Origin of the sequence: Streptomyces sp. JH14, from assembly GCF_029428675.1 — a bacterium.
Classification (GTDB): Bacteria; Actinomycetota; Actinomycetes; order Streptomycetales; family Streptomycetaceae; genus Streptomyces.
In genome coordinates this window covers 5644887-5665966 of the sequence record NZ_JAJNEL010000001.1, presented here as the reverse complement: position 1 = coordinate 5665966, position 21080 = coordinate 5644887, and the positions used below count along the sequence as shown (strand labels likewise).

Below are 21080 nucleotides of genomic sequence, written 5' to 3'. Positions count from 1 at the left end.
CTTACTTCTGGATGGTCAGGAAGTCGGCCGGGTTGTCGATGAAGATCGTCTTGATCGCGGCCTCGTCGAGGCCGGCGGCGCGGAGGTCCGGGATGAGGTCCTCGAATATGTAGTTGACGGTGTGGCCCTTGACGCCCGGCCAGCCCAGCGGGCTGCAGTTGGCGTCGGCGGAGGCGAGGACCTGGCCCAGGCGGCCGTCGCCGATGAAGCGCAGGAAGTGGTCCAGCCGTTCCTTGCGGGGGCGGGCCCAGAACGGCGGGTCCGGCAGTTCGGTCTCGTAGCCGAAGGTGTCGAAGCCGATGCGGCCGCCCTGCTCCGCGATCCAGACATCGCGTGTCTTATCGGCGTTCACGCCGTCGTCGACGTGCCCGAACAGGACGCGGTCGAGGGGAAGGCCTTCCTCGTCGAAGATCTCGATCGCGTTCTCGGCGTCGATCGCAAGGTGGGTGAGGATCGGCACGCCCGTGGTGAGTGAGGCGCGGGCCGCGGCTCGGTAGATGCGCTTGTCCAGGTCCGTCATACGGCCGCCGCGGCTCACGCCCACCTTGATGACACCGGCCAGGCTGCCGGTGGCGCCGATACCGACGGTGATCTCGTGGACGAACTGCCGGGTCAGGTAGTCCACACTGGCCTGGGCGAAGTGCGGCAGGGCGGTGTCGCCGCCGACGAAGCCGGTGCAGGCGACGATGTGGACGCCGGTCTTCGCGGACAGGGATTTGTAGTAGTCGACGTCACGGCCATTGCAGATGCCGGTCGCGTCGACGAAGGTGCCGCCGCCGAGCTCGTGGAACCTGCGCAGCTTCGGGACGGTCTCCTCGTAGCGCTGCTCGGGCGTCTTCCACCACTTCGTGTCCAGCTCGGAGCCGGGCATGCCGTACCCGATGTGCTCGTGGATCGCCACGAGACCCAGCTCCTCGGCGGGGATCGGCCCCAGGACTGTATTCACTCTCGACATAAAACTCACCTTTTGAGAAAAGGATTTGACGGTCGTTCGGGCCGACGCGTTCAGCGCATCGCAAGCAGGTCGCGCGGGTTGGCCACGAGCATCCGCCGCACGTCGTCGCCGCCGAGGCCCTGCGCCTTCAGCAGCGGCACGAAGGCGGTCAGGACGTGGCTGTACCGCAGGTCGTCGGCAGGGTGTCCCTTGGCCACCCCGGTGGCGCCGCTGGAGAGCAGGATCCTTTCGCCGAGACCGGCCTGCACGAGGTCGGCAACCAGGGCGGCGCGCTCGGCGTCGGTGATGTGCTCCGCGTCCTCGGTGCCGACGTGGTCGAGGGCGATGCAGGCGCCGCGGGCGGCGACCTTCGCGGGCGCACCGGCGGCGACGGCGTCCTTGCGGTCCAGCCCACCGACGACGACCCGGTCGGCCGGCAGCTTCTCGTCGAGCACGATGTCGAGGTCATGGACGGCGTCGGCGCCGTACCGGACGGAGACCGCGACGCCGGTGGCGAGGGCGGTGCGGGCCGCGCCGCGCAGGAGGCTCTCGTCGGTCGCGGTCATGCCGGTCCGCGTCGCGGCGGTGGCCACCAGGCCGGCGAGGCCTCGGCGCTCCACGCGCGGGACCACCATGCCCTCGGTGATCTCCTTGGTGAAGAGGTCGGCGAACTTCTCGGCCGGCCACGGCGTCGGCGGGTTGGTCTGGGGCGTGAGGAAGTAGCCGCCGAGCATCTCCTCCGGGCCCTGGCCCGTCGAGGCGACGATGTGCACGCCGGTGGTGCGGGAGAGGGCCTCGTACATCCGGACGTCCCGGCCGTGGAACATGCCGGTGCTGTCGACGATCGTGCCGCCACCGTGGGCGCGGAAGTCCTTCAGCTTCTCTGCGAGGGTCTCGAAGATCTCGGCGCGGTCGATGGCGATGTCGAAGGCGTACTCCGCGCCCGGGACCACCGACAGCAGCGCCTCGTGGATCGAAACGACGCCCAGCTCATCGGCCGACACCGGGCCCAGGACGGTGGTCACGGTCTTGCTCTTGACGCTCATGCTGCCTCACGTGTCCGGGGTGGGGTGCACGGCACCCTGTGGCTGCAGCCACGGTAGCCATTTGATTTACATGTCGTCAATGAAATGAACGGTAAGAAAAATCAATGAACGAGGAGTCGCCAACGCGGATCGGGTTGCTTGACTGCCCCAGCCGAGGGAGGCGACAGCGACCCCGCCCGGGCGGTCGGCGCCGCCGAGAGAGGAAGTTCATGCATGGCGTGCATGAAGCTTGATGCAAATCATTCACTTGTCGAATGTCGGGTCGGTCACTTTCACTGAGGGCATGACCACTCCGCCTACCTCCGACCTCGATCTCTTCGCCGACGAGGTCGTACTCGACCCGTACTCCGTCTACGCCGAACTACGGGGTCAGGGCTCCGTCGTCCACCTCCGGAAGAACGATGTCTACGCGCTGACGCGGTACGACGTCATCCGGGGCGCCCTCGCGGACTGGGAGTCGTTCTCCTCGACCTCGATCGCATTCAATGCGATGGCCAACGAGGCGCTCACCGGCACCTCGCTCGCCTCTGATCCGCCGGTCCACACCCAACTGCGCGCCACGCTCACCGAGAACCTCTCGCCGCGCGCGCTGCGCGGCCTGAAGACGCGCATCGAGGCGAAGGCGGACGCTCTCGTCGCCGAGCTCGTCGCGAAGGGCTCCTTCGAGGCAATCGACGCCCTGGCCCGCGCGTTCCCGCTGGAGGTCGTCGCCGACCTGATCGGCTTCACCGGCCACGTGCGCGACAACATGCTGCGCTGGGGACAGGCCGCCATGCAGGTCCTCGGTCCGATGAACCAGCGCACGACCGAGAACTTCCCCATCGCCGGCGAGCTGTACGAATGGTGCTCCCAGGTCACCGCCGGCGACCTGGCCGAAGGGTCGGTGGGCCGCGGGATCTTCGACGCCGAGGCACGTGGCACCATCCCGCCGAACACGGCCGGCCACATCATCCACCAGTACCTCGGTGCCGGCGTCGACACCACCATGGCGTCGATCGGCAACATCGTCGCCCTCCTCGGCGCGCACCCCGACCAGCTCGCCCTGATCCGCCAGGACCGGTCGCTGGTGCCCGCGGCGTTCAACGAGGTGCTGCGCTTCTGGGCTCCCGTCCACGCCTGGGGGCGGCGCGCCACCACGGACGTCGACATCGACGGGGTCACCGTCCCCGCGGGTGCGCAGATCGCGATCCTTTTCGGCGCCGGCAACCGCGATGCCCGGCACTACGAGAACCCGGACGACTTCCTCGTCGCACGCAACCCGGTCGACCACCTCTCGTTCGGCTACGGCCCGCACGGCTGCGCCGGTCAGGGACTCGCCCGCCTGGAGGCGCACGCCGTGATCGACGCGCTGGCCCGGCACGTCGAGCGCCTCGTCGTCGGACCCGAGACCCGTGTCCCCAGCAACACCACCCGGAGCATCGAGAAGCTCCCCGTCCTGGAGGTGATCCCCGCATGAAGATCGTTCTTGACCGCCCCCGTTGTGAGGGCCACGGCCTGTGTGAGCAGGCCGCCCCGCAGCTCATGCACCTCGACGCCGACGGTGAGCTGGTTCTGCACCACGAGGAGATCGACGAGGCCGACGCCGCCCTGGCGAACGCCGCCGTCCGGGTGTGTCCGGTCACGGCGCTGAGGATCGCATGAGCGGCGGCACCGTCGACCGCGTCGTCGTCGTCGGCAACGGGATCGCCGGGCTCACCGCGGCCGACGCGCTCCGTGAGGCCGGCTTCGACGGCGAACTGACCGTCGTCGGCGACGAACCGCACCCCGCGTACAGCCGCCCGGCCCTCTCCAAGGCGCTCCTGCTCGACGGCGACGACCTGTCGTCGCACCAGCTCGCGCCAGCCGGCCACGGTGCGAGAGAACTTCTGGGCGTACGCGCGAGAGGACTCGATCTCGATCGCCGGCTCGTCACCCTCGACGACGGCACGGCTCTGCCGTACGACCGGATCGTCCTGGCCACCGGCTCCCGGGCGCGGCGGTTGTCCGACCTGCCCGAAGAGCTCACCCTGCGGGGGCTGGACGACGCGCTGTACCTGCGCGGCCGGCTGGTGGACAAGCCGTCGGTCGTCGTGGTGGGTGGCGGGCCACTCGGCATGGAGATCGCCTCGGGGTGCCTGGCCTCGGACTGCAAGGTCACCCTCGTCTCCCAGGGCGCGCCGCTGACCCTCCAGCTCGGCCCGTACCTGGCCGACGTCTTCGTCCGGGCCGCCCTGGACCAGGGGCTCACGATCGTCGAGACCGAGCTGGCACGGATCGAACGACGGGACGGCGGTGCCCGGGTCGTGCTCGACGAGGGCACGGTCCTGGAGTCGGGGATCATCGTGTCGGCCGTCGGCGACGTGCCCAACACGGAATGGCTCGCGGACACCGGACTCGCGCCGAAGGGTGCCGTCCCGGTCGACTCGCGGGGGCTGGTCCGCCCCGACGTCGCCGCCGTCGGTGACCTCGCGGCCTTCCCCACGCCCTACGGCCTGCGTCGCATGCCCTTCTGGACCAGTGCGATCGAGCAGGCGAAGGTCGCCGCGAGGGCACTGCTCCACGGCGACGACGCGCCGCCGCTGCGGTTCCAGCCGTACTTCTGGACCGAGCAGTTCGGACTGAACCTCAAGGCGGTGGGCCATCTGCCGCTGCAGGGGGAGCCGGCGTACGTCGACGGGGAACCCGGTGGCGGGCCGGCGCTGATGCGCTGGTCGCGCGACGACGGGAGCGGAGTGGCCGCGGCGCTCAACTACCGCATCCCGATGCCCCGGCTGCGTCGCGTGAGCCAGGCGGCCTCGTAAAATCCGTCTCCATGGGACACGACGGAGGGGACATCACGGGTTCGGGGCTGGACCGGCTGACGTCGGTCAACCTCAACCTGCTGGTGCCTCTCCTCGCGCTCCTCGAGGAGCGTTCGGTGACGAGGGCGGCGGAGCGGGTCGGTCTGTCACAGCCGGCGATGAGCCACGCACTGGCGAGAATGCGGCGTCTGCTGGGTGACGACCTCGTCATCCGGCAGGGGACGGGCGTCACGCTGACCCCGCGGGCGCTGCAGCTCATCGCGCCGCTGCGCGCTGTCCTGGAGCAGACGGCACACATCGTGAACCTGCCCTCCTTCGAACCCGCCACGGATCAGCGCGTCATCACGGTCGCCATGACGACCAGCACGGCGTTCGTCGTCGGCCCCCGGCTGACGCGGCTCATCGCCGAGCGCGCTCCCCGCGCCACGTTGCGCGTGCGGACGATCACGGTGCCGACCAAGGCCACCTTCACCGAGATGGGGGTCGACGTCGTACTGCTCTCCGAGGGACACTCCTCGCCGTATCCGCGCGAGCGGCTCTACAACGACCGCTGCGTGGTGGTGGCGTCACCGGACACATCACCGGAAGCGAGCGCGCTCGACCTCCTGACCACGCAGCCGCACATCGTCGTCGACACCGAACCGCGGGTCTTCCCCTACCCGGTGCTCGACGAAAGGGGTGTGCCCTATCGCGTGGGCCAGTTGATCTCCGACTTCCTGCTGGTGCCGTTCCTGGTCGCACGCGCGGGCGGCGTCGCTCTCCTTCGCTACCAGGTCGCCGCCGCGATGCGGACGCTCGCCGACCTGCGGATCGAGGAGTTCCCGTTCCCGCTTCCCGGGCTCGGGATCGATGTGGTCTGGAACCCCCGGCTAACCGATCAGTACTTCATCGAATGGCTTCGGGCCGTGCTGTTCGACGTCGCGACGCATCTCTGACACCGGCCGCGCCCACCGCGCCGGACGGAAGGGGGGTGCGATCCGCGCCGGCGGGTCAGGTCAGCAGCTGTACCCAACTGGCGCCGAGTTCGTCGAGCATCTGGTCACGCGTGAGCTTCCAGTCGGCCCGGTCCCAGTGCTGGGCTACGAAGTCCAGCTGGGCCATCGCGAGCACGCCCCGGAAGTGACGTTGATGGGGCTCGAGGCGCCCAGCCGTCGTCAGTCCGTCCTCGATGTCGCTGATGGCCTCCTCCAGCCATCGCTCGACCAGGTCGGTGAGTTCCGGGTCGACCACCGCGGCATCGCGGCCGATGCGGATGATCGGCCGGATGGCCGGCCAGCTGTCGGCGGTCCGCCGCAGCCACGCCATGATCGCCTCCGGCGTCCCCTCGGCGACAGTGGCGACGAGGTCCCGCGCCGTGGAGCCGTGCTCGGGAGAGCGAACCCGCTGCAACGCCTCGTTCAGCTGCTCGTCGATGAGCGCCTTCATCAGTTCGCTACGGGTGGGGAAGTACGCGTAGAAGGTCACGCGGGTGGTGCCCGCCGCGCTCGCGATGTCGTCCACCGTGGTGGCGGCGTACCCCTTGGTCTTGAACAGCTCAAGTCCTGACTCCAGCAGCAGACGGCGCGTCATCTGCTTCTGCGCCTGTCGAAGGTTCGCCATGGGCTGGATCTTAACGTGTTGTACGGGCAGCTGACGCGTCGCTCACGGGAGCGGGTCCACGGAGAGTCGTACCCGCAGCTCCGCGGCCGTGGTGCCGTACGTCTCCAGGATGCGGACCCTGTCCGGGCCGGGAGCGAAGACGCCATAGTCGGTGCGGACAAGGCTGACGCAGGCGGCCCCCGTGAGCGGATACGTGCACGCGGGGACGAGCTTGGGGGCGCCGTCCCGGGTGAGCACCCTCATCATCACCAGGACCTGCCGCGCTCCGGCGGCGAGATCCATCGCGCCGCCGACGGCGGGGATGGCGCCGGGGACGACAGTGCGCATGATTCTGTGACAGACGGTGAGCCAGCCTTAGATTCTGAATAGATCATTGACTTGACGTAAAGCGAATGCCATTCTCCACGGCATCGCGCCGTCTCGCGTCGTGCCCCTCTCCCCCACCGCGTACGCAGAGCCGAGCACTTCCAGCTCTCGAGGCTCCCGCTTCCCCGGTGGCCTTCTTTCCCAGCCAGGGAGAATCAGCAATGACGCTCAACAACGGGACGACGACGTCCCAGGGCCCAACCGCGGGGGCCGCCCGGATGCCGGGCTACGCGGGAACACTGACTGCCGCCTGCGGCGCGGTCTTCGTGGCCCAGGTCGCGAACGCGCTGCCGGCCTCGCTCCTCGGGCTCTTCCAGGAGGACCTGCACACCCACGGATCCCAGCTGACGTGGATCACCGCCGCGTTCATGATCGCCGTGGTCTGCTTCGAGTTCACCTTCGGTGTCCTCGGCGACCTCTTCGGACGGCGACGGCTCGTCGTGGCCGGCACGGTCCTGGTCGCCGCGGGCAGTGCCGTGGCCGCACTCGCACCGAACGTCCAGGTGCTGTGGATCGGCGCCGCCCTGAACGGGCTGGGAGCCGGCGCCATGTTCCCCGGCTCGCTCACTGCGATCACCGCCGTCACCCGCAGCATGCGGGAACGAGCGCACGCGGTGGCGCTCTGGAGCGGCTTCCTGTCCGCAGGCGCCGCCGTCTCACCTCTGCTCGGCGGCATGTTCGCCAAGGTCGGGTCGTGGCGTGGATCCTTCTCGGTACTCGTCGGACTCGCCCTGGTCAGCATGGTGCTCACCCTGGCGCTGGCCACGGAGTCAAAGGCGCCCGAGGGCCGCAAGTTCGATGTGGCCGGTCAGATCACCTTCGCCATCGGTCTCGTCCTGGTGCTGTACGGCGCCGTCGAGGGGCCCGAGTCGGGCTGGACCACTCTTCCCGTGATGCTCGCCTTCATCTTCGGCACATGCTTCCTCGCCGGGTTCGCTGTGGTGGAGCTCGGGGCCGAGTCCCCGATCTTCGACCTGAAGCTGTTCCGCAACCGGGCCTTCACGGTGTCGTCCGTCGTCGCGGTCATCGGCATGCTCGCCTTCCTCGGCGCCTGCTTCGCGATGAGCATGTGGATGGGCCCGGTGCAGCACCAGGACCCGATCCGCGTCGCAATCCTGTTCCTGCTCCTCCAGGGACCCGCCTTCCTCCTCATCCCGGTCGTCTCGCGGCTGCTCCACCGGGTCGCCGCATCCTGGCTGCTGACCTCTGGATTCGTCCTGATGGCGATCGGCTGCCTGCTGTTCACCCGCCTGGATGTCACCGACCCGGGACTCGGCGCGTTCGTCACGCCCGCCCTGCTGATCGGCATCGGTTTCGCCCTGACCGTCAGCTCGGTGACGGCCGTGGCGCTCAACAGCGTGCCCGTAAACCTGGCGGGCATGGCCAGCGCCACCACCAACATGCTGCGCGACCTCGGCTTCGTCCTCGGTCCCGTCGTCGTCGGCGCGGTCGCCCTCGGCAACGCGGGGTCGGCGTTCGCCACGAACCTGGCCGGCGCGGACCTGCCGGCCGGTCAAGCGGCGGCGGCACGGGAGATCGCCGGGGCCGGAGGGCCCGTCGCCGTGAACAGCCTGCCGCCCGGAGCCCCGGGATCAGCGGCGCACGGCCTGGCCCTTGACGCCCTGGGCAGCGGCTTCAGCACCGCGTTCCTGGTGTGCGGCGTGGCGGCCGCCGTCGCGGCGGCTCTGACCGCCTTCGGCATGATCGGAGTGCACCGCCACTCTCCCGAGGAGTCCGCACCGCCGGCTCCCGGAAGCGACGGCAGAGCGGAATCCGCCCCCACCGTCCTCCGCCCCTGAGCTCAGCGACTTCAAGACGTCACCGGGACGATCGACACGCACGGCCCTGTCTGCCGCACACCGGGGCGCAGCAGAGGGGGTCGGCGTGCCCGGCCTCGGCCCGCCTCTCCGCCCTACTCGCCGTCAGCCGTCGATAGCAGGGGAGCCGGTGTCGCGGCGCAAGCCCACGGCGGCGAGGAGAGCACCCACGAGACACAGAACAGCGGTGACGAGAACGGCGGCGTGCACACCGTTCATGAAGGCGTTGCCGCTGCCCTCGACAACGGCGGCCTTCAGCTGCGCGGTCATGCCGTGCTTGACCGGCGTCACGCCCATCGCCACGGCGTCCTTCGCTTCGTCGAAGCCCTGTGCCGCGGAGGCCGGCACCCCGGCGCCGGTCAGCTCGCCGACGAGCGTGGAGCCCACGCGGTTGCTGATCAGCGATACCAGCACGGACGTGCCGAGGGCGCCGCCGATCTGCAGCGCGGTGGACTGCAGGCCGCTCGCGACACCGCCGTCTCTGACGGGCGCGTTGCCGACGATCGCGTCCGAGGACGCCGACATGACCATGCCCACCCCAAGACCGAGCAGCACGAACGGCGGCCACATGGCCGCGTACGAGGCCTGCGCGTCCCACGTCAGCATCCACAGGGACGCCACCGCCTCCAGCAGTACGCCCGCCGGCATGGACAGACGAGCGCCGAACCGCTCGGTCAGCGCCGCACCCAGCGGTGCCGCGACCACGGAGGCCAAACTCAGCGGCAGGGTGCGCACACCCACCTCGGCCGGAGGGGCCGTGCCGTAGGGTTTCACCTGCGAGAACGCCGCCTCAGCGCCTGAATCACCACCACCGCGAACAGCACGGCCGCCGTGGGTGCCGCAGCCTTCCTGAGCAGCACGGGCAGCGCCGCCGCACCGAGGTCGATGGCCTCCGGCTCGGGCGCGAGCCGGCCCTGGAGGGTTTCCGCCATGCCCGTCGTGGACACCGCAGACGCGGCAGGCCCGGCGTCCCGCAGCAGCTCTTCGAGTCGGGTGGCGAACTGCTGAACGATGCGGTCGCCGACCTCGGTCATGATGCCCCGGCCGAACTGTGCCGGCCGGCCGGTGATGTCGAGGTCCGTGCGTACGCGTACCAGGGTGCCGGCCGGGTGGACGGCCAGCGTCGCGCTGACCGTGGCCGACGCGGTGCCCGCGCCGCGGGTCTCGCTCCCGCTGAGGTCGAGGAGCATCGAGCGGGCGGCGTCGTCGCGGGTGACGGTGCCCTCGCCGCGGTAACTCATCTGCACCGCGCCGACCTTGACCTTGACGCGGCCGGTGAAGGAGTCGCCGTCGAGGGTGTCCAGCACGGCGCCGGGCATACAGGGCGCGACCCGGTCGAGGTCCTGGAAGAGCTTCCAGGCGTCGTCGAGGTCGGCCGGGACGGTGAAGGAGTGGTCGAGCTGCATGGTTGTCCAATCAAGGGGCGACCGGCTTGGGCCGGCCGTGGATGCGGAGCCGGTTCAGGTGCGGGGCGGACTCAGGTGGCGGCCGCCGTACGGATCAGCGCGCGCACCCGGCTCGGCGAGAGGGGGCCGCGGCGTACGACCACGTCGAAGGGGCGCAGCGCGTCCTCGACGGCGCCGGCGAGTACCGCCTGCGGGGCGATCGCGCCACCTTCGCCGAGTCCCTTGACGCCGAGGTCGTTCATGGGGCTCGGGGTGAAGATCTCGTCCATGTCGAGGTCGGGGATCTCCGAGGACGTGGGCACCAGATAGTCCATGTAGGTGCCGGTGCGGGGCTGGCCGTCGGGGCCGTAGACCATCTCCTCGTACAGTGCTCCGCCGATGCCCTGCGCGATGCCGCCGGTGACCTGTCCTTCCGCGATCATCGGGTTGACGATGTTGCCCGCGTCGTGGACGACGACGTAATGCAGGATCTCGATCTCGCCGGTGTGTTCGTCGACCTCGACGACGGCCGCGTGCGCTCCGCTCGCGACCGCGAAACCCGGTGGGCGGAAGTGCACGGTCTCGCTGATCTCGGTGCCGTGCCGGCCGTCGGTGGGTTCGGGGGTGCCGGGCAGCGGTGCCTTCCCGGCCAGTTCCGCCAGGCTGATGGACGGCCCGCCGGGTTCCTTGGCCCGTACGATGCCGTCGCTCAGGTCGAGGCCGCCCGCCGCGACACCGAGGCGGCGGGCTGCCGCTTCGACGATCTTCTCGCGGACGAGTCGGCCGGCCCGGTGGGCGGCGTTCCCGGCGTTGACCAGGGCGCGGCTGGCGATGGTGCCCACGCCGAACGGGGTGGCCTCGGTGTCGCCGCCGACCACGTCGATGACATCGATCGGCACTCCGATGGCGTCGGCGGCGATCTGCGCCATGGAGGTGCGGTGTCCCTGCCCCTGGGAGGGGGCACCGATGGCGAGCCGCACCCGGCCGCTGGGGGCGATGTCGATGCGCGCGGTTTCGAACGGTCCGAGGCCGGTGGCCTCTATGTACATGGCGAATCCGATACCGACGTGCTTGCCGTCACGGGCGCCTTCGCGTTGTTGGGCGCGTACCCGCTCGACGTCAGCCTTTGTGACGGCGCGACGCAGGAGTTCGGGGAAGTCCCCGGAGTCGTAGGACTGCGGCCTGCCCGAGCGGTCCACCAGGCCGGTCGCGTACGGCATCTCGTCCGGCCGCACAAGATTGCGCGCCCTCAGCTCCTCGGGCTCGATGCCCAGTTCCGCGGCCAGCCGGTCCATGGCCCGTTCCATGGCGAAGACCGTCTCCGGACGTCCGGCTCCCCGGTAGGGCGTGGCGAAGGTGGTGTTGGTGAGCACGCCGACGACATCGATGTGCACGTTCGGGACGCGGTAGGGGCCCAGGAGGTGGCACAGCGAGTTGTACGGCACGACCAGGCCGGTCATGTTGTACGCGCCGAAGTTGACGGTGATCCGGTCGCGTACGGCGAGGAGGCGGCCTTCGGCGTCCGCGGCGAGTTCGATGCGGTGGATCTGTTCGCGGGCGTGCGAGGAGGCGGTGAGGTTCTCGTTGCGGTCCTCGCGCCACAGCACGGGGCGGCCGAGGCGACGGGCGGCGTGCGGGATGAGGAGTTCCTCGACGTAGAGGATGCCCTTCTGGCCGAAGCCTCCGCCGACGTCGGCCGCGATGACGTGGACCGTGGCGGATTCCAGGCCGAGGGTGTGGGCGATGGCGTCCCGCAGCCGGTGCGGGGTCTGGGTGCCCGACCAGACGGTCAGCCGGCCGCTGTACGGATCGACCTGGGCCGAGATCGCGCGGGTCTCGATCGGCGAGGCGACGTACCGGTGGGCCTCGAACTGCTCGCTCACCACGGCGTGCGCGCCGGCGAACGCCTCTTCCGGGTCACCGACGCGGGTGGCGACCGCCACCGCGGTGTTGTCCGGCAGATCCTCGTGCAGCAGGGTCGCGTCCTCGCTCAGGGCGTGTTCGGGGTCGACGAGCACCGGCAGCGGGGCGTACCGCACCTCGACGAGTTCCAGGGCGTCCTCGGCGAGGTAGCGGTTCTCGGCGAGGACGACGGCGACGGGCTGGCCGACGTAGAGGACCTTCTCGCGGGCGAGCAGGGGCATGGGAGTCATCCGGACCAGTGGGTCCAGGAGCTCGGCGAGGCCCGGCGGGGTGCGCAGTTCTTCCTTGTTCAGCATCGCGGGCAGGCCCGCCACGTCGTCGCCGGTCCACACGGCGACGACACCGGGCGCGGCCAGGGCCGCGGTCACGTCGACCGACTCGATACGGGCGTGGGCGTGCGGGCTGCGCAGGAAGGCGGCCTCGACGGCGCCGGGGAGGGCGATGTCGTCGACGTAGCGTCCGTTGCCGCGCAGCAGCCGGTCGTCCTCGACGCGTGGGACGGAACGGCCGATCCAGTTGCCGTTGCCGGACTGGGCCCGGTCGGAATCGTGGGACATACGGGTCACTCCCCGAATCGCTCGTCGAGTGCCTGACACACGGCACGGCGGATGTTGCGGTAGCCGGTGCACCGGCACAGATGCCCGCTGAGCGCGTCGGCGACCTGTTCCTCGTCGGGGCGCTCGCCCTGTTCGGTCAGGGCGGTCGCCGTCATGACGAATCCGGGCGTGCAGAAGCCGCACTGCATGCCGTGGCACTCGTGGAAGGCCCGCTGCACGGGGGTGAGCGGGGCGTCGGCAGGGGCGAGGCCCTCGACGGTGCGGAGCTCGGCACCGTCGCACTGCACGGCCAGGGTCAGGCAGGTGCGCACCGGCTCGTCGTCGACGAGGACGGTGCAGGCCCCGCAGACTCCGTGTTCGCAGCCGACATGGGTGCCGGTGAGGCCGAGCCGGTCGCGCAGGAAGTCGCTGAGCAGCAGCCGCGACTCGACCTGGGCGGTGACCGGTCGTCCGTTGACGGTGAGGCTGATCTCGTGCCAGGCGGAGGGCTCGGCGAGCGACGGTGTGCGCGCGGCGAGCGGGGTGGGGACGGAGGGGGTCATCAGCAGCGCTCCCAGGCGGTGGTGCAGGCGCGGACGAGGAGATGGGCGGCGCCCTCGCGCCGGTATTCGGCGGTGGCGTGGACGTCGTCGGAAGGGGTGAGGCGGGACAGCGCGGCACGGGCCGCGTCGGCGAGGGCCTGCTCGCCGACGTCGCTGCCGACGAGCGCGTCCTCCGCGGCGGGCAGACGTATCGGGACGGGGCCCGCGCCGCAGAAGACCACGCGGGCGGCGCGGGCGGTGTCCGAAGCGGTGTCCCGTTCCAGGACGACGGCCACGCCGACGGTGGCGAAGTCGCCGTGCCTGCGGGTCAGTTCTTCGAAGGCCCAGCCGTGGTGTGCTGGGGGCGGCGGGAACACGACCTCGGTGAGGAGCTCGTCCGCTTCGACGGCCGTGGAGAAGGTGGCGACGAAGAAGTCCTCGGCGGCGACCGTACGGGTGCCCCGCGGCCCGGTGATCACGAAGCGGGCGTCCAGGGACAGTGCCGCGGTGGGGAGTTCGGCGGCCGGGTCATGGTGGGCGAGGCTGCCGCAGACGGTACCGCGGTTGCGGATCTGAGGGTGTCCGATGTGACCGATCGCGGCGGCCAGGAGCGGCCATCCGTCCCGTACCGCGTTGTCTGCGGCGGCGTGGGCCTGCCGCACGGCGGCTCCGATGCGCAGATTGCCCGACTCGTCCACGTGGAGGCGGCCGAGTTCGGGGATCCGGGTGATGTCCACGAGCAGCTCGGGCCTGGCGAGACGCATGTTCAGCATGGGGATCAGGGACTGGCCGCCCGCGACGACCTTGGCCTCCCGCTCCTCGTCGGCGAGGAGCGCGACCGCCTCGCCGACGGTGCTGGGGGCGGTGTAGTCGAAGGATGTGGGTTTCAACCTGCTGCCACCGGACCTCTCGTGTCGTCGTCACGCCGTGGCATTCGACACGGACGGATCTATCTAGTACCTAAAATGATTTACATTAAAGTTTCTTCTTGGCAAGAGGCTGCCCGAGATTTCACGGCCCGCGGAGGGCGATATGCGACACGTCATCGACCAGGCGGCCGCCTGGCAACGCTCCGGAACCCGCTTCGCCATGGCGACCGTCGTGCGGACCTGGGGATCATCCCCGCACGGTCCGGGTGCATCGATGCTCGTGTCCGAGGCAGGCCGCATCGTCGGCAGCGTCTCCGGCGGCTGTGTCGAAGCCGCCGTCTGCGCGATCGCGGAGGAGGTGCTCGCGGGCGCCGCCCCGACGCTCGAGCGCTGGGGAGTCGGCGACGAGGACGCCTTTGCGGTGGGCCTGACCTGCGGCGGAACGATCGAGGTACTGGTCCGCGAGGTGGGTGCGGAAGTACCGCTCGGCCGGCTTGCCGCCGACATCGCGGCCGGCGTGCCGGTGGCTCTGGTCACCCCCGTCGACAGCAGCGGCTGCCTGGTCGTCGGCGGTGGGACGACTACCGGTTCGTTGGGCGACCCACGGGTGGACCGGGCGGCGACCCTGGCCGCCGAGGGCATGCTCGGCCGCGGTGCCAGCGGGCTCGTGGCCAGCGGGGACGGGGCAACCGGCGACACCGCCTGCGCTCCGGAGCGTGGGCTGCTGGTGCAGTCCTTCGCCTCTCGGCCACATCTACTGATCTTCGGCGCAGCAGAGTTCGCCCGGCCTCTGGCGGACATCGGCGCCGCACTCGGGCACCGGGTGACGGTCTGCGACGCCAGGCCCGCCTTCGCGGCGGCCGAGCGCTTCCCGAGGGCCGACGATGTCGTCACCGAACGGCCCGAGCGCTGGTTCCGCGCCCATGAGGACCTGGTCGACGCTTCGACCGCGGTGTGCGTGCTGACCCATGACACACGGTTCGACGTGCCGGTCCTCGCCCTCGCCCTGCGCAGCAGGGCCGGATACGTCGGAGCCATGGGCAGCCGCCGGACGCACGAGGACCGGCTCGGGCGACTGCGCGCGGCGGGTACGACCGAAGCGGAACTCGCACGGCTGCGCTCGCCGATCGGGCTGGATCTCGGCGGCCGGGGACCCGGAGAGACCGCCGTGTCGATCTTGGCCGAGATCGTCGCGGTGCGGCGCGGCGGCACCGCGGTGCCGCTCACTCTGCGAACCGGTCCGGTTCACATAGCGTGATCATTTTTGAACGACTGTTTTTATGAACACTCGTTTAAAGTGGACCATGTGGATCCGAAGAACGAGGGCCGTCGACGATCGGCCGCAAGCCCCACGCCGGGAACCGGCAGGGAAGCAGCACAGCCGTCACAGCGCCGTCCCGGCTCCCATGACCCGGAGGGCAATCGCCACGCGGTCCTCGACGCGGCCCGGCGACTGTTCGGCGCGCACGGCTACAGGGGCGTAGGCGTCCGCGCCATCGCGGCCGAGGCGGGAGTGACGCCCGGCCTGGTGATGGCGTACTTCGGCACCAAGGACGGTCTGTTCCGTGAGGCGGTGGGCAGCGGGTCGGGCGTCACCAACGACGTGCTGTCGGCCGCGGCCGACAGCACGGGCGAACTCCCCGCGGCTCTGGCCCGCGCCTACCTCGACCGGTGGGACCGCCTGCCGACCGACGATCCCTGGCCCGCGCTGATCCGCTCGGCCGTCAGCCACCCGCCGAGCGCCGAGCTTTTGCGCACGATCCTGGAGAAGCAGGTCGGCGAACCTCTCACGCGCCTGCTCGGCGACTCGGCCGACGCGGAGGTGCGCGCCGCTGTCATTCGGAGCGTCCTGTTCGGCGTGATCATGGAGCGCTACCTCTTCGCCCATGAACCGGCGGCCTCGGTCCCGACCGAGGAGCTCGCTCCGGCGTTGACGGACGTGCTCACCACCGCTTTCGGAGACGCCCTCGACGTCGTTCCCCCGCCTGCGCCGGGCGGCGCGGCCGACGGCGCGGACGTGTCCGTGCACCCCCGCGTCGGCCACCCCGCGACGGTCGCCGCGACCACCCGGCCGCCCTCGGAGCCCGTACACCCCGAGCATCTTCGCCCGGAACCCGCGGCCCGGGCGGCGGACAACTCTCCCGCAGCCCTTTTCGCACAGCTGAACGAGTGTGCCGCTGTTCATCGGGGGCTGATCAGCAGGACCGTCCGTGAGTACGGCATCAGCCTGCCCGCCTACGACGTGCTCGCCTCCCTCCGCGACGCGGGAGAGCCCTACCGCCGGACGACCGGCGAGGTGGCGGCGGCCGGCACGGTCCGCGCGGGCGGTCTCACCCAGCACGCGGACCGTCTGGAGGCAGCGGGTCTGATCCGGCGGGAGCGCGACGCAGACGACCGCCGGATCATCCGGCTGTGTCTCACCCCGGAGGGTCTCGAACTGGCCGAGCGGATCTTCGCCGTACGGTCGGCCCAGGAGCAGGAGCTGCTCGCCGGACTGGGCGCGGCAGACCGGCGCCGGCTCTCCGGGCTGCTCGGCACGCTGGCGCAAACACTGGGGGCCGGTGTCCCGGAACAGTGATGGCTGCTCCGGGACGCCGGTCACGCGCCGGGACTGCCGGTCACGAAGTACCTCCAACGTTCTGCCCCGGTCTCGACGGCGAACCATGCGAACACGAGCCCGCCACGGCGAGCCACGCAAGGACGACGGCCGGACTGCCGTCAGTTCCTCGCTCGAGGTCGTCCGGAAGCGCCATGGCCTTGGTCAGGTGAGCCCCGTCGAGAACGACGTCTTCACGGCGGAATCAGTGCGGGTAGCGCAACGCAAGTACGGCCAGCACGCCTCCGGGTCGGAACTCCTCGGCAAGCCGGACGGGCCCGACGAGGGGACCGGCAGGTGCCGGCGTCCATTGTGTTCGTGGCCACGACGGGCTGTACGTGGCGCCGACTACCGCCGGGCTTCGGCCCGTCCGGGCCCACCGCACACCGGCGGTGCACCGCGCGGACCGGCCTGCCCATCTCCCTCGGCATCTCCGCCGGCCGGGTGCCGCCAGCCCGACTGTCCGACTACACCGCAGTCGCTGATGTCACTCGGCGACGCCCTCGCTGAGCTCACAGTGCGGGGGATACCGCGGGCGCGGTCACACGGCCGAGAACGGTGCCGGTGATGACCTGCCACAGCGTGGAGGTGGCGACGATTCGCTCGATCAGGCCGGCGGCGATGATGACGCCGGCCAGGCTGAGCACCCATCCTCCGCCCCAGCGCTTTTGAGCTGCGCGGCGAATGGGGCCAGCAGGAGCATCAGCAGTCCGCTGGTCAGGAGTGTCAGTCCTCACCACGCCCCGAACCGACCAACCTCAGTCCCCGACCGGTCCGCGTTCCGAGTGGCCGAGGCAGCCGGCAGCCCTCCTGTCCGGTCGGGACAGGAGGGCTGCCGGTTCGGTCAGCGGCCGTAAGCCTCCAGCAGCCGCAGCCACACCTCGCTGACGGTGGGATACGCCGGAACCGCGTGCCACAGCCGGTCGATGGGAACCTCACCCACGACCGCGATCGTCGCGGCATGCAGCAGTTCCGCGACATCGGGACCGACGAGCGTGAAGCCGACGACCACCCTGCGGTCCTCGTCGACGACCATGCGGGCATGCCCCCGGTAGCCGTCGGCGTGAAGGGCCGATCCCGCGACGGCGCCCAGGTCGTAGTCGACGACGCGGATCCGGAGCCCGGCCTCCTCGGCCGCCGCCCTGGTCAGTCCCACCGAAGCGATCTCCGGCTCGGTGAAGACCACTTGCGGCACCGCACGCTCGTCGGCAGTGGCCACATGGCGGCCCCACGGACTGTCGTCGACCGCCTGGCCCTTCGCGCGCGCCACGATGACATCGCCCACGACACGTGCCTGGTACTTGCCCTGGTGGGTCAGCAGCACGCGCCGGTTGACATCGCCGGCGGCGTACAGCCACCCGTCTCCCAGCAACGCCCCGTCATCTGTGACCACCCGTAGTGTGTCGTCCACCGTGAGCCACGCACCCGGCTTCAGGCCGACAGCGTCCAGGCCGGCGTCCTGCGTGTTCGGCGTGCGGCCGATGGCGACGAGGACCTCGTCGGCCTCGACAAGCTGACCGGTGGTCAGGGTGATGTGCACCGTACCGTCGCTGTCACGTTTCACAGCCCCGGCCTCCGAACCGAGGAGCACCGATACACCGGCTTCCCGCAACGACTCGGTGACCCGTTCACCGGCGAACGGCTCCGCGAGCGGCAGTACACCGTCGCGGGCCAGCATCGTCACCGACGAGCCCAGGGCGGCGAACGCCGTCGCCATCTCCGATGCCACGACGCCGCCGCCGATGACGGCGAGCCGGCCGGGAATCGCATGCGCGGCGGCCGCTTCCCGGCTGCTCCACGGCTCCGCCTCGCGCAGACCGGGGATGTCCGGCAGCAGAGCGGCGCTGCCCGTCGCGATCACGACCGCATGCCGCGCGGTCAGCGACGTCGCGGCACCGGACTCATCGGCGACCTCGACAACCCGGTCGGAGCTGATCCGTCCCTGGCCCCGGTACAGCGTGATTCCGGCCGAGTCGAGCCAGGACACCTGCCCGTCGTCGTTCCACTGCGAGGCGAAGTTGTCACGACGGCGGAGCACAGCCGCGACGTCGAGGTCGCCGGTCACCGCCTCACGCGATCCCGGAACCTGCCGGGCCGCTCGAAGCGCCGCCGCGCTCCGCAACAGCGCCTTGGTCGGCATGCAGGCCCAGTAGGAGCACTCACCACCGACCAGCTCCCGCTCGACAATGGCAACGCTGAGCCCGCCCTGCACCACCCGGTCGGCGACGTTCTCCCCGACCGGACCCGCGCCGATCACGATGACGTCGTACGTGTGGTTACCCATGTCAGCTCACCTTGGCGGCGCGCCCCAGGCGCAGGGCAGAGAGGAGGAAGAAGATGCCGCCCGGGATGGCGTAGCCGACGGCGCTGGTCAGCGCGGGATCGTCCGCGCCGGCCGACGCGATGAACGACCCTCCGGCCAGGACCGAGATGCCACCGCTGAGGATCATCGGCCACTGGCCGCCCATCTTGCGGCGGGGGATGGCCACGATCAGCTGGACCAGACCGGCCACGACCGCCCAGGCCCCCCACACGCGCAGCACTGCCGGAATGCCCGACGCGCAGGCGACTGCCAGGCCGACAGCCGTGACAAGGCTGACCGCGACGTTCACGTACAGCAGCACGGGCGATCCCGTGCTGCGCGAGACCTTTGCGTCGTAGATGGCCGCACCCACGTCGAACAGCGGGTACAGCACCAGGAGTACGGCCCCGGCCGGGGTGATCCCCTTGGCCATCGTGAACATCACGAGGGCCCAGACGATGGCGAATGCGAACCGGACGAAGTAGAGCCGCCGCAGGGCAGAGGCCGTCCCAGCGGTGTCGGACGGAGCAGCAATGGCGCTCACGATGATCCCTTTCAGTGGTATGCGGAGAAGAGAGCAGTTCAGGGGTTCCTGCGGTCGGCCTTCTCGATCAGGCCGGTTGCACATCTCCCGGACCGGCACGATCGTTCGGCCCGGGCAATGAGGGCTGATGGCGTCTCAAGCCGCCGCGGGATACGGCCGGCATCTGGACGCCACCTAGGAAGAATGAACGTTCTGTCCGTCAGACTGGCAAGAGCGCCTTCGTTTGTCAAGACCGAACGTTCTACCCGCTTGAAGTGACTCGATAGCGCGCGGCAAGTCCGAAAGCCGGCCGGTCTGAAGCGCGGTCCCGGCGACTCGACACGTCAGCCGAGTGTTCTACGCGGAAGGGATTCCATGCCGAGACGTGGACCGGATCGTCGCGGAAGCGCAGGTGACACGGGCCGGCATCCATAGCCACTCCCCCAGCAAGGAAACCCTCGTCGTCGCCTGCCTGAACCAGGCCGCCCGCGCGATACGCGACCACGCACGCCCCCTTGGGGGCAATAGCGCCGAGCCGGCCCCGCGCCCTGACCGCGGCTCAACCCCGCTGCCGTTGCCGTTGGCCATGCCGGCGATGCGCTGGTCGTGGCGGAGCACGGCGAGCACGACGTTGACAATCCGTCGGGCCTCGGACGGCACCGGCGCGAGCCGATCTCCTTGAGGTGGCGGCTGAGCAGGCGGGTGCGGAATGCGTTGGTTTCCGGGACGCAGGCGGACGGCACTGGTGGACAGGGGAAGTCGGTGTCCCCGGCGGCTCGTTGATTCTCTTCATGCGAACGTCGAAGCCGGCGGCGGCCGGGGGCACACCGGTTACGGGACGGCGGTGGTCTACGACGCGTGCTGGAAGCGTCCGTCGGGCAGCCTGCGCGGCCAGCCGCGGCCGGGCAGTTTGCTCATCTTGCCGCGCAGTGGCTCCAGCAGCACACCACGGCCACCCACCTTCACGGGTGCCGCTTGGGTCGCCGACTTGTCCGACCCCAGCCGGGCCCGTATGCGTTCCCATACACCCATCGCCGCGGCAAGTCCCCCGCGCTCGGGCGCAGATCTTCTCATGCCGTTCGACCAGGAGCTTCCCCTCCTCGTCGAGTTCCGTCCGGCGTGCGGCGACGCGTTCGGCGACTTCGCTGATCTCCGCCCTCCCGCGAGCCTACGAACCCGCCTCACCCCGTGATCTGGAAACGACCGACCGCCCTTGACCACCGCCCGGAGATCAAGACGGAGGGCCACCGCCCACCACCGGCCCGAGGATTCGTCGGGAACCTCACGCCGACCCGTCCGGCCAGCGAAAAATCCGACATGCAGGAATGCGTGACGGTCCGCCGACTCCGTCGGCGGACCGTCACGCAACAGGCCCTGGACGCCCAACGTGGACAGTCGCTCCTGCTGTCGGTCGAGAGAGTGCTTTCAAGTGCCCGGTTGCTTCTGTCGCTTCAGCACTTACCCATGGCGCCGCCGTCCATCGTTACGCCGGACTGGATGCCGGGCAGCCGGCCGCCTGGTGGGTCGGCGAGTACGCGGTAGTGGCGTTGCCGGTCCAGTGGCCAGGGGCAGTTCCAGTCCGGGTCGGTCGCGGTGAGCTTGCGCTGCTGGTGCACCCATCTCTGCGCGATGGTCGCTGCGTCGCGCGGGCTGGAGACGTGGTGCAGCACGGATTCGGCGGCGTCGGTGTCGTACGGCTCCTGGCCATCGCCGCCGGCCCCGATGATTCGCCCGTCTTCGTCGCGCCGGAGGCGCACCGTGCGCCGTCCGCCGGTGAGGGCGCGTCTGCCCAACCGACGTGACTCGTACAGGGCGGTCGAACTGCCCCAGCCACTGGGCCGAATCGTGCACGTTGACCGGGT

General features: G+C 70.4%; 18 protein-coding genes and 5 pseudogenes. 9 read left to right on the top strand and 14 right to left on the bottom strand.

Going from position 1 to position 21080, the window contains the following annotated elements; genetic code table 11:
• Position 1 precedes the first annotated feature (1 nt).
• Both LRD69_RS25640 and LRD69_RS25635 read right to left on the bottom strand, forming a co-directional pair.
• Positions 2-955, bottom strand: coding sequence for a phosphotriesterase (locus tag LRD69_RS25640; RefSeq protein ID WP_277328892.1), 954 nt, complete (start codon positions 953-955; stop codon positions 2-4).
• Positions 956-1005: 50 nt separating this feature from the next.
• Positions 1006-1980, bottom strand: coding sequence for a phosphotriesterase (locus LRD69_RS25635; protein ID WP_277328891.1), 975 nt, complete (start codon positions 1978-1980; stop codon positions 1006-1008).
• A 283-nt stretch (positions 1981-2263) separates the two neighbouring features.
• Here LRD69_RS25635 and LRD69_RS25630 point away from each other — a divergent pair, with 283 nt between their 5' ends.
• The 4 genes from LRD69_RS25630 to LRD69_RS25615 are packed head-to-tail and all read left to right on the top strand — an operon-like array spanning position 2264 to position 5695.
• Positions 2264-3436 carry a cytochrome P450 gene (locus tag LRD69_RS25630; RefSeq protein WP_277328890.1) on the top strand — a complete coding sequence of 391 codons (1173 nt, stop codon included), beginning with the start codon at positions 2264-2266 and terminating at the stop codon, positions 3434-3436.
• On the top strand, positions 3433-3621 hold the full coding sequence (locus LRD69_RS25625; RefSeq protein WP_277328889.1) for a ferredoxin: 189 nt from the start codon (positions 3433-3435) through the stop codon (positions 3619-3621). The genes LRD69_RS25630 and LRD69_RS25625 overlap by 4 nt, the downstream gene beginning before the upstream one ends.
• Positions 3618-4760: an FAD-dependent oxidoreductase gene (locus LRD69_RS25620; RefSeq protein ID WP_277328888.1), complete on the top strand. Its 1143-nt coding sequence runs from the start codon at positions 3618-3620 to the stop codon at positions 4758-4760. Before LRD69_RS25625 ends, LRD69_RS25620 begins: the two co-directional genes overlap by 4 nt.
• A gap of 11 nt (positions 4761-4771) precedes the next feature.
• Entirely contained in the window at positions 4772-5695 is a 924-nt protein-coding gene (locus LRD69_RS25615; protein ID WP_277328887.1) for a LysR family transcriptional regulator, read from the top strand.
• A 55-nt stretch (positions 5696-5750) separates the two neighbouring features.
• Here the strand turns inward: LRD69_RS25615 and LRD69_RS25610 are convergent, their stop codons facing one another.
• Positions 5751-6359, bottom strand: coding sequence for a TetR/AcrR family transcriptional regulator (locus LRD69_RS25610; protein WP_277328886.1), 609 nt, complete (start codon positions 6357-6359; stop codon positions 5751-5753).
• Positions 6360-6401: 42 nt separating this feature from the next.
• A pseudogene (locus tag LRD69_RS25605) lies at positions 6402-6665 on the bottom strand (CoA-transferase); the annotation flags it as partial.
• A gap of 221 nt (positions 6666-6886) precedes the next feature.
• On the opposite strand from LRD69_RS25605, the gene LRD69_RS25600 reads away from it, so the two are divergent.
• Positions 6887-8524 (top strand): MFS transporter, encoded by a 1638-nt coding sequence (locus LRD69_RS25600; RefSeq protein ID WP_277328885.1) that lies wholly within the window; start codon positions 6887-6889, stop codon positions 8522-8524.
• 123 nt (positions 8525-8647) lie between these two features.
• Here LRD69_RS25600 and LRD69_RS25595 read toward each other — a convergent pair.
• The 5 genes and pseudogenes from LRD69_RS25595 to LRD69_RS25575 form a co-directional block, all read right to left on the bottom strand.
• Positions 8648-9292, bottom strand: a pseudogene (locus tag LRD69_RS25595) (MFS transporter); the annotation flags it as partial.
• A 20-nt stretch (positions 9293-9312) separates the two neighbouring features.
• Positions 9313-9948, bottom strand: coding sequence for an SRPBCC family protein (locus tag LRD69_RS25590; protein ID WP_277328884.1), 636 nt, complete (start codon positions 9946-9948; stop codon positions 9313-9315).
• 71 nt (positions 9949-10019) lie between these two features.
• Positions 10020-12407, bottom strand: a complete 2388-nt coding sequence (locus LRD69_RS25585; protein WP_277328883.1) for a xanthine dehydrogenase family protein molybdopterin-binding subunit — start codon at positions 12405-12407, stop codon at positions 10020-10022.
• A gap of 5 nt (positions 12408-12412) precedes the next feature.
• A complete protein-coding gene (locus tag LRD69_RS25580; RefSeq protein WP_277328882.1) occupies positions 12413-12949 on the bottom strand; it encodes a (2Fe-2S)-binding protein in 537 nt (178 codons plus the stop codon).
• On the bottom strand, positions 12949-13818 hold the full coding sequence (locus tag LRD69_RS25575; RefSeq protein WP_277328881.1) for a xanthine dehydrogenase family protein subunit M: 870 nt from the start codon (positions 13816-13818) through the stop codon (positions 12949-12951). The genes LRD69_RS25580 and LRD69_RS25575 overlap by 1 nt, the downstream gene beginning before the upstream one ends.
• A 142-nt stretch (positions 13819-13960) precedes the next feature.
• Here LRD69_RS25575 and LRD69_RS25570 point away from each other — a divergent pair, with 142 nt between their 5' ends.
• The 3 genes and pseudogenes from LRD69_RS25570 to LRD69_RS31080 form a co-directional block, all read left to right on the top strand.
• The gene (locus LRD69_RS25570) at positions 13961-15055 is read left to right on the top strand and encodes an XdhC/CoxI family protein (RefSeq protein ID WP_277328880.1); all 1095 of its coding nucleotides are present in this window, start codon (positions 13961-13963) and stop codon (positions 15053-15055) included.
• 48 nt (positions 15056-15103) lie between these two features.
• The gene (locus LRD69_RS25565; protein ID WP_277328879.1) at positions 15104-16375 is read left to right on the top strand and encodes a TetR family transcriptional regulator; all 1272 of its coding nucleotides are present in this window, start codon (positions 15104-15106) and stop codon (positions 16373-16375) included.
• 3 nt (positions 16376-16378) lie between these two features.
• Positions 16379-16792: pseudogene (locus tag LRD69_RS31080) on the top strand (transposase); the annotation flags it as partial.
• Between the two features lie 113 nt (positions 16793-16905).
• On the opposite strand, the gene LRD69_RS25555 reads toward LRD69_RS31080, so the two are convergent.
• The 3 genes from LRD69_RS25555 to LRD69_RS25545 all read right to left on the bottom strand — a co-directional run bounded on the left by LRD69_RS25555 (position 16906) and on the right by LRD69_RS25545 (position 19239).
• On the bottom strand, positions 16906-17040 hold the full coding sequence (locus LRD69_RS25555) for a hypothetical protein (RefSeq protein WP_277328878.1): 135 nt from the start codon (positions 17038-17040) through the stop codon (positions 16906-16908).
• A 197-nt stretch (positions 17041-17237) separates the two neighbouring features.
• A complete protein-coding gene (locus tag LRD69_RS25550) occupies positions 17238-18677 on the bottom strand; it encodes an NAD(P)/FAD-dependent oxidoreductase (RefSeq protein ID WP_277328877.1) in 1440 nt (479 codons plus the stop codon).
• 1 nt (position 18678) lies between these two features.
• Entirely contained in the window at positions 18679-19239 is a 561-nt protein-coding gene (locus tag LRD69_RS25545; RefSeq protein ID WP_277328876.1) for a hypothetical protein, read from the bottom strand.
• A 325-nt stretch (positions 19240-19564) separates the two neighbouring features.
• On the opposite strand from LRD69_RS25545, the pseudogene LRD69_RS25540 reads away from it, so the two are divergent.
• Positions 19565-19717, top strand: a pseudogene (locus LRD69_RS25540) (TetR family transcriptional regulator); the annotation flags it as partial.
• Between the two features lie 350 nt (positions 19718-20067).
• Here the strand turns inward: LRD69_RS25540 and LRD69_RS25535 are convergent.
• Both LRD69_RS25535 and LRD69_RS25530 read right to left on the bottom strand, forming a co-directional pair.
• Positions 20068-20292, bottom strand: coding sequence for a hypothetical protein (locus LRD69_RS25535; RefSeq protein WP_277328875.1), 225 nt, complete (start codon positions 20290-20292; stop codon positions 20068-20070).
• Positions 20293-20646: 354 nt separating this feature from the next.
• Positions 20647-21014 (bottom strand): annotated as a pseudogene (locus LRD69_RS25530) (helicase); the annotation flags it as partial.
• Positions 21015-21080: the final 66 nt, after the last annotated feature.